General features: G+C 52.4%; 14 protein-coding genes, 3 tRNA genes and 1 pseudogene. 4 read left to right on the forward strand and 14 right to left on the reverse strand.

Features of this window, described 5'->3' with window-relative positions:
• The first annotated feature begins 2 nt into the window (after positions 1-2).
• Positions 3-1542, forward strand: a pseudogene (gene emrB, locus ACFK9X_RS18510) (multidrug efflux MFS transporter permease subunit EmrB).
• Positions 1543-1590: 48 nt separating this feature from the next.
• Here emrB and ACFK9X_RS18515 read toward each other — a convergent pair.
• The 13 genes from ACFK9X_RS18515 to pncC all read right to left on the reverse strand — a co-directional run bounded on the left by ACFK9X_RS18515 (position 1591) and on the right by pncC (position 12984).
• A complete protein-coding gene (locus ACFK9X_RS18515; RefSeq protein ID WP_017465660.1) occupies positions 1591-2961 on the reverse strand; it encodes a carbohydrate porin in 1371 nt (456 codons plus the stop codon).
• A 345-nt stretch (positions 2962-3306) separates the two neighbouring features.
• The gene (luxS, locus tag ACFK9X_RS18520) at positions 3307-3822 is read right to left on the reverse strand and encodes an S-ribosylhomocysteine lyase (protein ID WP_001130193.1); all 516 of its coding nucleotides are present in this window, start codon (positions 3820-3822) and stop codon (positions 3307-3309) included.
• 149 nt (positions 3823-3971) lie between these two features.
• Positions 3972-5528 (reverse strand): glutamate--cysteine ligase, encoded by a 1557-nt coding sequence (gene gshA, locus ACFK9X_RS18525; RefSeq protein WP_000611821.1) that lies wholly within the window; start codon positions 5526-5528, stop codon positions 3972-3974.
• 76 nt (positions 5529-5604) lie between these two features.
• Positions 5605-6030 carry a YqaA family protein gene (locus tag ACFK9X_RS18530; RefSeq protein WP_001279499.1) on the reverse strand — a complete coding sequence of 142 codons (426 nt, stop codon included), beginning with the start codon at positions 6028-6030 and terminating at the stop codon, positions 5605-5607.
• On the reverse strand, positions 6027-6593 hold the full coding sequence (gene yqaB / locus ACFK9X_RS18535) for a fructose-1-phosphate/6-phosphogluconate phosphatase (RefSeq protein ID WP_151117294.1): 567 nt from the start codon (positions 6591-6593) through the stop codon (positions 6027-6029). Before yqaB ends, ACFK9X_RS18530 begins: the two co-directional genes overlap by 4 nt.
• Positions 6594-6822: 229 nt before the next feature.
• Positions 6823-6899, reverse strand: a tRNA-Arg gene (locus tag ACFK9X_RS18540).
• A gap of 62 nt (positions 6900-6961) precedes the next feature.
• Positions 6962-7038: transfer RNA gene (locus ACFK9X_RS18545), tRNA-Arg, on the reverse strand.
• 3 nt (positions 7039-7041) lie between these two features.
• A tRNA-Ser gene (locus tag ACFK9X_RS18550) sits at positions 7042-7134 on the reverse strand.
• 303 nt (positions 7135-7437) lie between these two features.
• The gene (gene csrA, locus ACFK9X_RS18555; RefSeq protein WP_000906486.1) at positions 7438-7623 is read right to left on the reverse strand and encodes a carbon storage regulator CsrA; all 186 of its coding nucleotides are present in this window, start codon (positions 7621-7623) and stop codon (positions 7438-7440) included.
• A 234-nt stretch (positions 7624-7857) separates the two neighbouring features.
• Positions 7858-10488 (reverse strand): alanine--tRNA ligase, encoded by a 2631-nt coding sequence (alaS, locus tag ACFK9X_RS18560; protein WP_151117296.1) that lies wholly within the window; start codon positions 10486-10488, stop codon positions 7858-7860.
• A 235-nt stretch (positions 10489-10723) separates the two neighbouring features.
• Complete coding sequence (gene recX / locus ACFK9X_RS18565; RefSeq protein WP_001294863.1) at positions 10724-11224, reverse strand: recombination regulator RecX; 501 nt, start codon at positions 11222-11224, stop codon at positions 10724-10726.
• Between the two features lie 116 nt (positions 11225-11340).
• The gene (gene recA / locus ACFK9X_RS18570; protein WP_000963150.1) at positions 11341-12402 is read right to left on the reverse strand and encodes a recombinase RecA; all 1062 of its coding nucleotides are present in this window, start codon (positions 12400-12402) and stop codon (positions 11341-11343) included.
• A gap of 84 nt (positions 12403-12486) precedes the next feature.
• Positions 12487-12984, reverse strand: a complete 498-nt coding sequence (pncC, locus tag ACFK9X_RS18575) for a nicotinamide-nucleotide amidase (RefSeq protein ID WP_000132239.1) — start codon at positions 12982-12984, stop codon at positions 12487-12489.
• Positions 12985-13179: 195 nt separating this feature from the next.
• Here pncC and ACFK9X_RS18580 point away from each other — a divergent pair, with 195 nt between their 5' ends.
• Positions 13180-13425: a hypothetical protein gene (locus ACFK9X_RS18580; protein ID WP_151117298.1), complete on the forward strand. Its 246-nt coding sequence runs from the start codon at positions 13180-13182 to the stop codon at positions 13423-13425.
• A gap of 37 nt (positions 13426-13462) precedes the next feature.
• On the opposite strand, the gene mltB is transcribed toward ACFK9X_RS18580, so the two are convergent.
• Positions 13463-14542, reverse strand: coding sequence for a lytic murein transglycosylase B (gene mltB, locus ACFK9X_RS18585; protein ID WP_151117300.1), 1080 nt, complete (start codon positions 14540-14542; stop codon positions 13463-13465).
• A 248-nt stretch (positions 14543-14790) separates the two neighbouring features.
• On the opposite strand from mltB, the gene srlA reads away from it, so the two are divergent.
• A complete protein-coding gene (gene srlA, locus ACFK9X_RS18590; protein ID WP_000573335.1) occupies positions 14791-15354 on the forward strand; it encodes a PTS glucitol/sorbitol transporter subunit IIC in 564 nt (187 codons plus the stop codon).
• Positions 15351-16322, forward strand: coding sequence for a PTS glucitol/sorbitol transporter subunit IIB (locus tag ACFK9X_RS18595; protein WP_151117302.1), 972 nt, complete (start codon positions 15351-15353; stop codon positions 16320-16322). Before srlA ends, ACFK9X_RS18595 begins: the two co-directional genes overlap by 4 nt.
• Positions 16323-16332 lie beyond the last annotated feature (10 nt).

Here is a 16332-nt window from a genome sequence, read left to right on the forward strand (position 1 = left end):
TGATGCAACAGCAAAAACCGCTGGAAGGCGCGCAGCTCGTCATCATGACGATCGCGCTGTCGCTGGCGACATTCATGCAGGTGCTGGACTCCACCATTGCCAACGTGGCGATTCCGACCATCGCCGGGAACCTGGGTTCTTCCCTAAGCCAGGGGACATGGGTTATCACCTCTTTCGGGGTGGCGAACGCTATCTCGATTCCCTTAACCGGCTGGCTGGCGAAACGTTTTGGCGAAGTCAAACTGTTCATGTGGTCGACGGTCGCCTTTGCCGCGGCTTCCTGGGCCTGTGGCGTATCCAGCAGTCTGAATATGCTGATCTTCTTCCGCGTTGGTGCAGGGCGTGGTCGCCGGGCCGCTGATTCCGCTCTCGCAAAGCCTGTTGCTGAATAACTATCCGCCTGCAAAGCGCTCCATTGCGCTGGCGCTCTGGTCAATGACCGTCATTGTCGCGCCGATTTGCGGCCCGATTCTGGGGGGCTATATCAGTGATAATTACCACTGGGGATGGATTTTCTTCATCAACGTGCCGATTGGCATCGCCGTCGTCCTGATGACGTTACACACGCTGCGTGGACGTGAAACGCATACCGAACGGCGACGTATTGACGCCGTCGGGCTGGCGCTACTGGTGATTGGCATCGGCAGCCTGCAAATTATGCTCGATCGCGGTAAAGAGCTGGACTGGTTCTCCTCGCAGGAAATTATCATCCTGACCGTGGTCGCCGTCATCGCCATCAGTTTCCTGATCGTCTGGGAACTGACCGACGATCACCCTATCGTCGATCTTTCTCTTTTTAAATCGCGTAACTTCACTATTGGCTGCTTGTGCATCAGCCTTGCCTATATGCTCTATTTCGGCGCCATTGTTCTACTGCCGCAGCTTTTGCAAGAGGTGTACGGCTATACCGCAACGTGGGCAGGTCTGGCGTCGGCGCCAGTCGGCATTATTCCGGTAATTTTGTCGCCGATTATCGGACGCTTCGCGCATAAACTGGATATGCGCAGGCTGGTCACATTCAGCTTCATTATGTACGCCGTCTGTTTTTACTGGCGCGCCTGGACGTTCGAACCGGGTATGGATTTCGGCGCTTCCGCATGGCCGCAGTTTATTCAGGGATTTGCCGTCGCCTGCTTCTTTATGCCGCTGACCACCATTACGCTCTCCGGGTTACCGCCCGAACGGCTGGCGGCGACATCAAGCCTGTCGAACTTCACGCGAACGCTGGCGGGCTCCATTGGCACCTCGATTACCACCACTATGTGGACCGATCGTGAGTCGCTACACCATGCGCAGCTCACCGAGTCGGTTACAGCGTATAATCCAAACGCTCAGGCTATGTACGATAAACTGGAAGGCTTAGGGATGACGCACCAACAGGCGTCAGGCTGGATAGCCCAGCAAATCACGAATCAGGGGCTGATTATTTCCGCCAACGAAATCTTCTGGATGTCGGCGGGGATCTTCCTGGTGCTGCTCGGCCTGGTGTGGTTCGCCAAACCGCCCTTCGGTGCGGGCGGCGGCGGTGGCGGCGCGCACTAACTATCTGATAAAAGGGATCTGCGGATCCCTTTTTTAGTAGACCAACAATCAGAAGAAATATTTGAATCTCAGACGCCCGCCGTAACGCGCATCTTCACTGTTATCGCCATTATTCGGATTGGCCTCTACCCATGAAGCATAGGCGCCGAGGTAGATGTTAAAGTTTTTCATATCCATCACGTTGGGGAATAAATATGAGGCATGAATGGTGTGAATATCATAATTGCCGGGATCGGTGATCCAGCAATCGTCCTCACAAACGGCATCGATATTGGTAGCATTGAAGGCTTCGATTTTGTTATGCGCATAGATATAACCCAGTTCAAATCGATGCCACAGCGCATTCACCCCAGCGGTAAAATCTGTCTCATCGGTCGCATCCATATAAGCGGTATTCAGGTTAATCACCGCGCCATCTTCCGGGTCAGTTTTTTGACCATTCCAGGTCATGGTAAAACCATAGCCCGTACGATCTGACTGATCGATCCACTTCCCATTCTCATAATAGCCATAGGCGTTGTTAACGACGTTACTTTCCATCGCTATCGCCGTTGAAAAACGCCCGTTTTGCCAGGCAATAACCGGACGGACGTAAGCCACGTTTTTATCGTTGGTTAAATCCATTCCGTGGTACTGCTTCTCTGTATATAACGTACTGCCATTTTCCAGCAATGTGTTAACTTCGAAATACCAGTTGTCGATGGTTTTGCTCAGCAGGAAGTTACCCCCACTGTCGCTACGTCCCCGTCCTTCTTTCATCATATAGATATAGCCGTAACCGTCACTGTAAAGATCGTTCGCTGTATTCCCCGAATATTCAATAAACGTATCCTGATTCAGCGGGAACATATCGTAGGCTTCAAAACGACCAACCTTAATTTTCCAGTCATTCTCACGACCAAAGAAGAAAACGGCATCATCAAGGTTCATTTTTCCGGTCAGGTCCGCCAGAGGCTGTACAGAGAATCCGGCAAAATTACCGTTGTCCAGTCGCTGGTAGCCATCAAAGCCCAGCAACAGGCGCCCGTTAATATCCCAGCGTTCATTGGTTCCTGATGCCCAATCTTTATTCGCTGACGTTCTCATCGATGTCAGGCTACCGGAACGGCTTGCCGCATCCATATTAAATTCGACATCGCCATAGAACTTAATATCACTGAATCCGGATAAGGTCAGCTTCGGCGGTGTTTTACCTGCTGCAGTGGGCTCGGCAGACTGGACATTCACCGTCGGCGTAGCGGCGACCTGCTGCTGTTTCAACGAGCGAATTTGCGCCTCGGCATCGGATGCCCGTTTTTCAGCATTAACAACACGTTGCTCCAGTTCAGCCAGACGCTGCTCAATAGTGATATTATTCGCTGCCCAAAGGTTATGAGAAAAGCAAGCACCGATCATCAGCGCCAAATATTTAGCCTTCATTTTTTATCCCTTAAGTTTGATGTATACCAGATAAGATTTGCTAAAAACCCCATCGACCGGCTATTAGTAGAGTCTTGTTATTACCTGGATATCTGGCGCATTCCATTATGTTTTTCTATTAATTATTTATGATTTTTAGTTTATGTGATCAATACACTCTGGCATCGTGAGTTATCCGCCTTTTCTGTTTACCAGATCACATTTTATTATTTAACAGGCCAGGCATTACTTAATTTAAAATGTATTCTCGCCGCAAATATAATAAACGCAAATTATATTAAGCAATAAAAAAACCCGGCCATAGACCGGGGTTAATTTAAATACTGGAACCGCTTACCAATAAGACTAAATATGCAGTTCCTGCAGTTTTTCTTTCGGCAGCGCCAGCTCTTTATTGCTGTTCACGCGCACATCACACTCCAGAATATGACGGGCAATGTCCTGCGCTTCACTGAGCGAGTGCATCTGATACGTACCACACTGGTAAACGTTCAGCTCCGGGATCTGGTTTTGATCCTGCACTTTCAGCACATCCGCCATCGCCGCTTTCCAGGCGTCGGCAACACGCTGCTCGTCCGGCGTGCCAATCAGGCTCATGTAGAAACCGGTACGGCAGCCCATCGGCGAGATATCGATAATCTCAACGCCGTTACCGTTGAGGTGGTCGCGCATAAAGCCAGCAAACAGATGCTCAAGCGTATGAATCCCTTTTTCCGGCATCACTTCTTTGTTCGGAATGCAAAAACGCAGATCAAACACGGTGATTGCGTCGCCATGCGGGGTGTTCATCGTTTTTGCAACCCGGACCGCCGGCGCTTGCATCCGGGTATGATCGACTGCGAAGCTATCTAATAATGGCATTTAGTCACCTCCGATAATTTTTTAAAAATAAACTGAACTCTTTGTTCCGGGGCGAGTCTGAGTATATGAAAGACGCGCATTTGTTATCATCATCCCTGTTTTCAGCGATGAAATTTTGGCCACTCCGTGAGTGGCCTTTTTCTTTTGGGTCAGGCGTGTTTTGCAAGCCACGCGGCAAACGGCTCGGTATCCGCCGCCTCAATCTCCTGCTGACGACGTACTGAAGCGTCACGTTCAGCAATAAACTCTTCTTCCTGTAAAATCTCCAGCGGCTCTTCGCGTAACAGATTACGGTAAGCCTCACCGAACGCTTTCCCGGTGCCGCCAATGCCTTCATCAATCATAGACCGTAAGATCCGGGCGGAGAATGTCAGTTCAGGATTATCAAAGCAGGCGACCAACTCGTCACACACCTTTTGATACTCCTCTCCCCCGTGGATACTGTCCAGCGTTTGCGCCACGCGTTTCAGATCGCGGAAAAGATCTTTCCCTACTTTGGGCAGCGGGAATTGCGCAGTTTCACAGCCAATGCCTAACGTCAGGCCCGGCTTACGCCCTTCCAGAATAACGCGATTCCAGTTAGTACGCGTACATAACAGCTCATCGCTACTCATTTCCGGCGCATCGGCCAATACGCACCAGACCATAAACAGATCGAGGAAGCGCACCTGTTGCTCGTCTACGCCGATCGGTGAGAACGGGTTAATATCGAGAGAACGAACTTCAATATACTCAATACCACCACGCAGAAGCGCGTCAGAAGGCGATTCGCCGCTGCGCGTCACGCGCTTGGGACGAATGGGCGCGTACAGCTCATTTTCAATTTGCAAAACGTTGCTGTTAATCTGTAGCCGCTTACCGTCTTTTTCCACACCAATCCGCGCGTACTCCTCGGAAGGGGTTTTAATCGCGCGCTTCAGACCTGCAACGTATTCATGCAAATCGTTAAACGTAATTCCGAGATTGCTTTGCGACTTATTGGTATAGCCCAAATCACTCAAACGCAGCGACGTCGCATATGGCAGGTAGTACATGCCGCAGTCCGTTTTTTCAAACGGTAATGTGGTTGGCTTCCCTTGCAGGAAAGAGGAACAAATGGCCGGAGACGCGCCAAACAGATAGGGGATGACCCAGCCAAAACGGTAATAGTTGCGAATCAGACGAAAATAGCCGGCAGAAATTTTTTCTTTTGCCGCTTCGCCTTCCGTAACGCCGCATTTCGCCTGCCAGAACGCCATCGGTAATGAAAAATTGTAATGTACGCCGGAGATGGTTTGCATCAAGGCGCCATAACGATTTTTCAGCCCTTCGCGATAGAGCGTCTTAAAGCGCCCGGTATTTGATGTGCCGTACTGCGCCAGCTCTATGTCCTGCCCTTCCGCAATATAGCAGGGCATACTTAATGGCCACATCCGCTCATCGCCCAGTTTCCTAGCCGTATACCGATGGAGATCGCGCATAAAAGTGAGCATATGCTGGATATCGCCATCGACTGGCGTAATAAACTCCAGTAGGGCTTCCGCAAAATCCGTGGTAATCCATTTATGGGTCAGCGCTGAACCTAACGCTTCAGGATGACCTGTTGTCGCCAGCGTGCCATCAGCATTGACACGCAGCGTTTCGCGCTCTAACCCGCGCTGTATCCCCTTTAACGCCTGAGGATGTTTTTCCAGCCAGGCCAGAGCCTGTGATACGTCCGGGATCAAATTGACCTCCCGCCTGTCCAAATCGTTTTAATAAGCATAACTGTAATGGCGGCCATACATGCCAAACCTACAATTATTACCACCACATCATGCCCTGAACCGTCGCCGCTGCGAGCGCAACATAGCGCAGCGCCTTACCAAGACACAAAAAAAAGATCGTCCGCCCCCACGGGATGCGCATCCATCCCGCTAACAGGCACAACAAATCACCGATGACCGGCATCCAGCTTAATAATAGTGTGGCTGCGCCATAACGCTTTAGCCAGCCAGTCGCTTTTTCCTGCCAGCGCGACGTTTTGCGCAGCGGAAAGAAACGCCCAAGAATAACGTTAGTTACCCCTCCAAGGCTATTACCCATTGTTGCTGTTAAGACTAAGACCCAGGGATGGCTGACGCCGGAGACCAGCATAGCAACCAAAACCACCTCAGAATTACCGGGTAACAGCGTCGCGCTGAGAAAACTACTGGCAAACAGAGACAGGAGCGACAGTCCGTCACTCACAATAGTCGGACATCCACGGCATCCATTCCCGCCGCCTGCGCCGCCTGTAAACCAAAATCGGCATCTTCAAATACCACGCACTGCGTCGGCATGACGCCCATCCGCTGGGCGCACAGTAGGAAGGTGTCAGGCGCAGGTTTGTGATGCTGTACGTGATCTGCCGCCACAACCGCATCAAAATAACGACGCAGCCCCAGATGCGCTAACAAGGCTTCCGCGATAGCGCTTTCACTACCGGTACCGACCGACATGGGACGCCGCCCATGCCACGCTTTTACCACCTCAACCAGCGGCAGCGGTTCTACGCAGTCCAGCAGGATGCTTTTTACCGCGTCGGTTTTCTCACGCGCCAGTGACAGGGGATCAAGATCGGCATGGTTAAGCTCAATGATTGACTGGGCGATAAGCCAGGTTGGCGAACCGTTAAGCGCGACCATTGCCTGTTCATCAAAACGAAGACCATAGCGCCCCAAAACCTCACGCCACGCTTTGCGATGCGTGGGTTCGGTATCCAGGAGAGTACCGTCCATATCAAAAATCAAACCAGCATAACGTGCGTACATCGTGTTCTCGCAAACCGAATAACCAGACAGTACTTTATCGCAATTGGTTGATTTTGTCGCTAATAGAGATGAAGAGGTGTGTTCAGGATAAGGGGAAAAGCGATTGCAGGGCAGTGACGTATCCGGGAGGATTATTCGCCTTATGGGCCGTTGCTGACGCAACGTTATCCTTCTGATGCCAGCGGTGATTACCGCTATCTTATCTGCATTGCTGAAAGTACGGAGAATATGGTGCATCCGGGAGGATTCGAACCTCCGACCGCTCGGTTCGTAGCCGAGTACTCTATCCAGCTGAGCTACGGATGCATCGGAAAACTTGCTTTACTGCCGATATTGATACCGCGGTGAAAGCCGTATCAAGTAAGAGATGGTGCATCCGGGAGGATTCGAACCTCCGACCGCTCGGTTCGTAGCCGAGTACTCTATCCAGCTGAGCTACGGATGCAAATGGCGGTGAGGCGGGGATTCGAACCCCGGATGCAGCTTTTGACCGCATACTCCCTTAGCAGGGGAGCGCCTTCAGCCTCTCGGCCACCTCACCACACGCCTCTTACGAGTGCTTCGAAGAACTTGTTCTGCTCATCGTCGCTGCGTGGCGCACATATTACTTTCTGGGACTTATAAGTCAAACAATTTTTCCAGAGCTTTTATCGTTTGCACACTTCACGCTCAATTAGTCTGTAAAAAAGCCAAAAAGAGTGTTTTATCAACAGATAATTTGATGACACGCTGGCCGCCAAAAGCGCACCATATCAACAGTGAGGTTGAAAAAAGTCATGAAGGGACAACGCGGGCGAGCGAGAAGAGAGGCTGCGTCTCACCCGAAAAGTGAGACGCGAAAACCTTAGTAACTGGACTGCTGGGATTTTTCAGCCTGGATACGCTGGTAGATCTCTTCACGATGGACAGAAACTTCTTTCGGGGCGTTCACGCCAATACGCACCTGGTTGCCCTTCACCCCTAAAACTGTCACGGTGACCTCATCGCCAATCATGAGGGTCTCACCAACTCGACGAGTCAGAATCAGCATTCTTTGCTCCTTGAAAGATTAAAAGAGTCGGGTCTCTCTGTATCCCGGCATTATCCATCATATAACGCCAAAAAGTAAGCGATGACAAACACCTTAGGTGTAAGCAGTCATGGCATTACATTCTGTTAAACCTAAGTTTAGCCGATATACAAAACTTCAACCTGACTTTATCGTTGTCGATAGCGTTGACGTAAACGCCGCAGCACGAGCTGCGGCGCCAACGAACGCTTATAATTATTGCAATTTTGCGCTGACCCAGCCTTGTACACTGGCTAACGCTGCAGGCAGAGCTGCCGCATCCGTACCACCGGCTTGCGCCATGTCCGGACGACCGCCACCCTTACCGCCCACCTGCTGAGCGACCATACCAATCAATTCCCCTGCTTTAACCCGGTCGGTCACATCCTTCGACACGCCCGCAATCAGAGAAACCTTACCTTCAACAACCGTTGCCAGTACGATAACGGTAGACCCCAGTTGATTTTTCAGATCATCAACCATGGTTCGCAGCATTTTCGGCTCAATACCAGCAAGCTCGCTGACCAGGAGCTTCACGCCGTTGAGATCGACCGCTTTACTGGAAAGATTTGCACTCTCCTGCGCTGCGGCCTGGTCCTTCAACTGCTGCAACTCTTTTTCCAGCTGACGTGTACGTTCCAGCACGGCACGCACTTTGTCGCTCAGATTCTGGCTGTCGCCCTTCAGCAGATGCGCAATATCGTTTAAGCGATCGCTTTGCGCATGAACGGTGGCCATAGCGCCTTCACCGGTTACCGCCTCAATACGACGAATGCCCGCTGCGGTGCCGGACTCAGAGATAATACGGAATAGACCGATATCACCGGTACGACTGGCGTGAGTACCGCCGCACAGTTCGGTAGAAAAATCGCCCATGCTCAGAACGCGTACACGTTCGTCGTATTTCTCGCCAAACAGCGCCATGGCCCCTTTCGCCTTCGCCGCGTCGAGATCCATGATGTTCGTTTCAATCGGCAGGTTGCGGCGAATTTGCGCATTCACCAAATCTTCAACCTCACGAATCTCCGACGGCTTCATCGCTTCATTGTGCGAGAAGTCGAAGCGCAGCACTTTATCGCTAACCAGCGAACCTTTCTGCGCAACGTGTGTCCCAAGCACCTGGCGCAACGCCGCGTGCATCAGGTGCGTGGCGGAGTGGTTCAGACGGATACGTGCGCGGCGCGCTTCATCTACGTCAGCCTGTACCGCATCGCCCACTTTCAGAGCGCCCGCAGACAATTTGCCGAGGTGACCAATCGCCTGACCATATTTTTGCGTGTCGTCCACAGCGAAAGTAAATCCAGCGCCTTTCAGCTCGCCTTTATCGCCAACCTGACCGCCTGATTCCGCATAGAATGGGGTCTGATCCAGCACGACAACCGCTTCCTGTCCCGCGTTAATCGCTTCAACCGCTTTACCATCGACAAACAGCGCAGTCACTTTGCCGTTCAGTTCCAGATGGTCATAACCTTTAAATTCAGAAGCGCTATCAACGCGGATCATCGCGTTGTAGTCCGCGCCAAAACCGCTAGCTTCGCGCGCGCGACGGCGTTGCTCTTCCATGGCGGCTTCAAAACCGGCTTCGTCGACTTTGATGTTGCGCTCACGGCAGACGTCCGCCGTTAGATCGACCGGGAAACCATAAGTATCATACAGACGGAAAGCGGTTTCGCCGTCCAGGGTGTCGCCCTGCAATTTCGCCAGTTCTTCATCCAGCAGCGCCAGACCGCGCTCCAGCGTACGAGCGAACTGCTCTTCTTCCGTTTTCAGAACCTGCTCGACCTGCGCCTGCTGACGTTTCAACTCTTCGCCTGCGGAGCCCATTACCTCAATCAGCGGCCCAACCAGCTTGTAGAAGAAGGTCTCTTTCGCGCCCAGCATGTTGCCGTGACGAACCGCGCGACGAATAATGCGACGCAGCACATAACCACGGTTTTCATTCGACGGCAGCACGCCATCGGCAACCAGGAATGCGCAAGAACGGATGTGGTCGGCGATAACGCGCAGCGATTTATTACCCAGATCGGTAGCGCCGGTGACTTTCGCTACCGCTTCAATCAACGTGCGGAACAGGTCGATGTCATAGTTAGAGTTAACGTGCTGCAGTACCGCGGCAATACGCTCCAGCCCCATACCGGTATCTACAGACGGTTTCGGCAATGGTTCCATCGTCCCGTCAGCCTGACGGTTGAACTGCATAAAGACGATGTTCCAGATCTCAATATAGCGATCGCCGTCTTCTTCCGGGCTTCCCGGAGGGCCGCCCCAGATGTGGTCGCCATGATCGTAGAAGATTTCGGTGCACGGACCGCAGGGACCGGTGTCGCCCATCTGCCAGAAGTTATCCGATGCGTATGGCGCGCCTTTATTGTCGCCGATACGAATGATACGCTCGCGCGGGATGCCGACTTCTTTTTCCCAGATCTCATAGGCTTCGTCGTCGGTTTCATAGACGGTGACCCATAAACGCTCTTTTGGCAGAGCAAACCAGTTTTCACCGGTCAGTAATTCCCATGCGAACTGAATGGCGTCGTGTTTGAAGTAATCGCCGAAGCTGAAGTTGCCCAGCATTTCGAAGAAAGTATGGTGACGTGCAGTGTATCCGACGTTTTCCAGATCGTTGTGTTTACCCCCCGCGCGTACGCAACGCTGGGAAGTGGTTGCACGGGAATAATTACGTTTATCGAGCCCAAGGAAAACATCCTTGAACTGGTTCATCCCGGCATTGGTAAACAACAGAGTGGGGTCATTGTTAGGCACCAGGGAACTGCTGGCAACTACCTGATGCCCTTTACTATGGAAAAAGTCGAGAAACGCCTGACGGATCTCAGCGGTGCTCTTGCTCATAATTATCCTGAAATCAAGCTACACTTCATCCTTCAGGCCGCCTCTGCGTTGGCTGCGAGTTTCCCGGTCACGCGTTCCCGAGGCTCACTTGCCGCTTTGATGCGGCTTGAATGATTTTGTGTATTTAAGGAATATTCGTCGCAGACGCTGTTCGCCGTTAAGCAACCCGCGTCCAGACGGAAAAAGTGGGAATAAGATAAGTTTTCTTTACCGGGAAGTAAAATCCCGTATGCGCTCAATCTGCAAAATTTCGCCATATTTGCTGGATATCGTCCATCAGATACCCGCGATAGAGCAAAAAGCGCTGTACCTTAACCTTTTCTGAAAAGTTTGAAGGGAGCGGCTCGCCATATTTGCGAACGGCCTGTTCACGTGCCATTTCACTCCAGTCAATTTCACATTCTCGCATCGCTTTTTCAGTCGATTCACGGGAAATGCCTTTCTGATTCAACTCCTGGCGAATACGCGCCGGGCCATAGCCTTTGCGGCTACGACTGGCGATAAAGCGCATCACGAAGCGCTCGTCATCAAGATAGTGATGTTCGTGGCACCAGGCGATCACGCGTTCATAATCGTCTGCCGTCGCATCAATCTCTTCCGGCCCATTTTTGCCCATCACCGGCGCGGAGAGTTTACGCCGTAATTCCTGCTCGCTGTGATCGCGGACAGCAAGAATACGTACCGCACGATCAAGGAGACGAGCATAAGCGGGACGGCGCGATGTGGGTTCACTCATAAAAAACCTTAACAGGGAGAAATGCCAAAAGGGCCGCATAAATGCAGCCCTTGATGGTAATTTAACGTTTTGCTGAATGGCGGTTTCGTTTTGCCCGACCCACCATCACCTGATGATTAAAAATCTTCGTTGGTTTCTGCAACGCCTTCGCTATCGTCAACGGCGAAATCGGGCGTGGCATTCTGATTACTCAACAGTAATTCACGAACCCTTTTCTCGATCTCTTTCGCTGTCGCCGGGTTCTCTTTCAGCCAGGTAGTCGCGTTCGCTTTACCCTGGCCAATCTTCTCGCCGTTGTAGCTGTACCATGCGCCCGCTTTCTCGATCAGCTTCTCTTTCACGCCCAGGTCAACCAGTTCGCCATAGAAGTTGATGCCTTCACCGTAGAGGATCTGGAACTCGGCCTGCTTAAACGGCGCGGCGATTTTGTTTTTCACCACTTTCACACGCGTTTCGCTACCCACGACATTATCGCCCTCTTTCACCGCGCCAATACGACGGATATCAAGACGAACAGAGGCGTAGAATTTCAGCGCGTTACCGCCGGTGGTGGTTTCCGGGTTACCGAACATCACGCCAATCTTCATACGGATCTGGTTGATGAAAATCAACAGCGTGTTGGACTGTTTCAGGTTCCCCGCCAGCTTACGCATCGCCTGGCTCATCATACGCGCCGCGAGGCCCATGTGAGAGTCGCCAATTTCACCTTCGATTTCCGCTTTCGGCGTTAGCGCCGCTACGGAGTCGACCACAATGACGTCCACCGCGCCTGAACGCGCCAGCGCGTCACAGATTTCCAGCGCCTGCTCGCCGGTATCCGGCTGAGAGCAGAGCAGGTTATCGATATCGACGCCCAGCTTGCGTGCGTAAACAGGGTCAAGCGCGTGTTCCGCATCGATAAACGCACAGGTTTTACCTTCACGCTGCGCAGCGGCAATCACCTGCAGCGTCAGGGTCGTTTTACCGGAAGATTCCGGCCCGTAAATTTCGACGATACGCCCCATCGGCAGACCGCCCGCACCGAGTGCGATGTCCAGTGAAAGCGAACCGGTGGAGATGGTTTCCACATCCATAGAACGGTCTTCACCCAGACGCATGATGGAGCCTTTACCAAATTGCTTTTCAATTTGGCCCAGTGCTGCCGCCAACGCTTTCTGTTTGTTTTCGTCGATAGCCATTATTACTCCTGTCATGCAACTTGGTATTGAACCGGATAGTGAATTCGTACTGTTGAAGCAATTATACTGTATGCTCATACAGTATCAAGTGTTTTGTAGAAATTGTTGCCACAGGGTTTGTAGCGCGTACGTCGTCGCCTGTCGACGCACCGATTCACGGTCGCCGCTGAAGCATTCCCGACGCGTAATCCCTTCTCCGCTGACGCTGGCGAAAGCAAACCACACCGTACCAACCGGCTTTTCTTCACTGCCGCCATCCGGCCCGGCAATCCCGCTAATAGCGACAGCAAAATCGGCGCGAGCGGCCTTCAGCGCCCCGATCGCCATTTCGACCACTACGGGTTCGCTGACCGCGCCATGCTGCGCCAGAGTCTCTTCACGCACGCCAATCATCTGCGCTTTGGCTTCATTACTATAGGTGACAAAGCCGCGTTCAAACCAGGCGGAGCTTCCGGCGATGTCGGTAATGGCTTTCGCCAGCCATCCGCCGGTACAGGACTCTGCTGTCGTTACGGTCGCCCCGCGCGCTTTTAACGCCAGCCCGACCTGCTCGCTAAGCCGCATCAGTTCACTGTCAGTCATCATGACCTCTGTCAGTTAGAAATCCTGCCGCACAAGATAGCACTTTCTCACCAGAGATGGGGACGAGCAGTCGATTTTACGAGTCGGATTCCGAAAAAATGCCAGCAGGTTATTTATGCAGAATGAAATGAGGTAGCACATGACTAAATAGCAGTACCATGTCGCTAAATTTACACGCACGGAGAGAAAGCAAGGATGTCACTCAAAAAAACGGAAAGCACACAGCACAAACTGAAACAAACCTGTCAACTACGGCTGTGGTTAATTGTGGGTGGAGTATGTTCATTAGGAATGGGAGTACTGAATATATTGTCGTCAGGCTATTTTGAACCGTATGATGGCGGTCAAATTATCTTAGGCCTGGGATGTCTGGGATATAGTATGGCACTATCAAAGAAGATATCCCACTTGCAGGCAGAGAATCAGCCCAAAAAGCCATAATAATAGCGGAGGGGGTGCTCCCCTCCCTAAGCGTAAATTAGCGCACCCGCGCCAGCGCTACCGCCTGGCCCAGTTGCCAAACCGCCATCGCATAATGCGTGCTGTGGTTATATCGGGTAATGGTGTAGAAGTTCGGCAGACCGTACCAGTACTGGTAGCCCGTACCGATATCCAGACGCAGCAGGCTGGCTTCCTGATGATTGCCCAACGATTGCTGCGGCGTTAAGCCTGCGGCGGCAAGCTGAGAGAGGCTGTATTTTGTTTTGAAACCATTCGCCAGTCCCGGCGCCTGACCATTCGCCGGCACCGCAACCGTATCGCCTTTCACCCAACCATGCGCCTTGAAGTAGTTCGCCACACTGCCGATGGCATCTACCGGATCCCACAAGTTAATGTGCCCATCGCCATTGAAATCGACCGCATATTCTTTATAGGAAGATGGCATAAACTGGCCGTAGCCCATCGCGCCCGCAAAGGAACCTTTCAGATTGAGCGGATCGTCTTGCTCATCGCGCGCCATGAGCAGGAAGGTTTCCAGCTCGCCGGAGAAATATTCCGCCCGGCGCGGATAGTTAAATGACAGCGTCGCCAGCGCGTCCAGAATCCGCGTTTTCCCCATGATACGTCCCCAGCGGGTTTCCACGCCGATAATCCCCACGATGATTTCCGGCGGTACGCCGTATACCTGCCAGGCGCGGTTCAGCGCGTCTTCATACTGATTCCAGAACGCGACGCCGTTTTGCACGTTATCCGGCATAATAAATTGTTTGCGGTAGCGAAGCCAGGCGCCATTTGGTCCGGCGGGCGGCTGAGTGGTCGGCGCTTGTCTGTCCATCAGACGCAGGACGTAATCCAGTCTTTTAGACTGCGAGAGGATCTCCTGCAGCTGCTGACGGTCGAAACCGTGTTTGCTGACCATTTTATCAATGAACTGCTGCGCATTAGGGTTGTTGGCGAAGTCGCCGCCCATTTGCATGACGTTATGCTGCGGCTCAAGCAGGAAGCCGCCGGAAGACGTGCCAGTCGTCGCTTGAGTCTCGGAAGATTTTGGCGTGCTGCTACAGGCAGCAAGCAATACGCAAAGTGGAAGTAACGCTACATAACGACGCTTGAACATGAGAGATCCATTAAACAAATTCAGCCAGGGAGAAGTATGGTAAAGCATCCCCCGCCGCACAAGGAAGCGGCACAAGAGAATAAATCACCTTTCTCCTCTTTTCAGTTTGTATCCGCTCCCCCCGCAATCTTTCAACTTAAGATATTTTTCTTTTATTTTTCGATCACAATAACACTTTTGAATCTTTCAACATGATTACAATAAACAGGAAATTAGCAAGAAAACTAAAAACCCTACAGGAGAGAACAATGATCGAAACCATTACACATGGTGCGGAGTGGTTCATCGGGTTATTCCAGAAAGGCGGAGAGGTGTTTACCGGTATGGTGACAGGTATTCTTCCGCTACTGATAAGCCTGCTGGTTATCATGAATGCGCTCATCAATTTTATCGGCCAGCAGCGTATTGAGCGTTTTGCCCAACGCTGCGCCGGAAATCCGCTATCCCGCTACCTGCTTTTACCGTTTATCGGAACGTTTGTTTTTTGTAATCCGATGACCCTGAGTCTGGGACGCTTTATGCCGGAGAAGTACAAGCCGAGCTATTACGCGGCGGCCTCCTATAGCTGTCACTCCATGAACGGTCTGTTTCCGCATATCAATCCCGGCGAACTGTTTGTTTATCTGGGTATCGCCAGCGGACTCACCACGTTAGGGCTTCCTCTCGGCCCGCTCGCGGTGAGCTATCTGCTGGTAGGTCTGGTGACGAACTTCTTCCGCGGTTGGGTCACCGATCTCACCACCGCTATTTTTGAGAAAAAAATGGGGATTCAACTTGAGCAGAAAGTTCATCTGACAGGAGCGGTATCATGACACGGGTTCGCATTGAGAAAGGCGCCGGCGGCTGGGGCGGCCCGCTTGAACTGGACGTTACGCCAGACAAAAAGATCGTCTATATCACAGCCGGTACGCGCCCGGCGATCGTCGACAAACTGGCGCAACTAACAGGCTGGCAAGCAGTGGACGGCTTTAAAGAAGGCGAACCGCCGGAAGCGGAGATCGGCGCGGCCATTATCGACTGCGGCGGTACGCTGCGCTGCGGTATCTACCCGAAACGCCGGATCCCAACCATTAATATTCACTCGACGGGTAAGTCCGGCCCACTGGCGCAGTATATTGTTGAGGATATTTATGTCTCCGGCGTAAAAGAAGAAAACATTACTCTTGTCGGCGAAACGCCTGCCAGTCCCCAGCCTGCCAAAACGACATTAGGACGTGACTACGACACCAGCAAAAAAATCACCGAGCAGAGCGACGGGCTGCTGGCAAAAGTCGGTATGGGAATGGGCTCCGCCGTGGCGGTACTGTTCCAGTCCGGTCGCGACACCATTGATACGGTCCTGAAAACAATCCTGCCGTTTATGGCGTTCGTTTCGGCGCTGATCGGCATCATTATGGCCTCAGGTCTTGGCGACTGGATCGCCCACGGCCTGGCGCCATTAGCCAGCCATCCACTGGGGCTGGTGACGCTGGCATTGATCTGCTCTTTCCCGCTGCTGTCGCCCTTTCTCGGCCCTGGCGCGGTTATCGCTCAGGTCATTGGCGTCCTGATCGGCGTTCAGATAGGCCTGGGCAATATCCCCCCGCATCTGGCGCTTCCCGCCCTGTTCGCGATTAACGTGCAGGCGGCCTGCGACTTTATCCCGGTCGGCCTGTCACTGGCGGAAGCGAAACAAGACACCGTTCGCGTCGGCGTACCTTCTGTGCTGGTCGGACGCTTCCTGACTGGCGCGCCCACGGTACTTATCGCCTGGTTTGTTTCCGGCTTTATCTATCAATAAGAGGTTCAGA

Source organism: Salmonella sp. WC3, from assembly GCF_042932255.1.
Lineage (GTDB): Bacteria > Pseudomonadota > Gammaproteobacteria > Enterobacterales > Enterobacteriaceae > Salmonella > Salmonella enterica.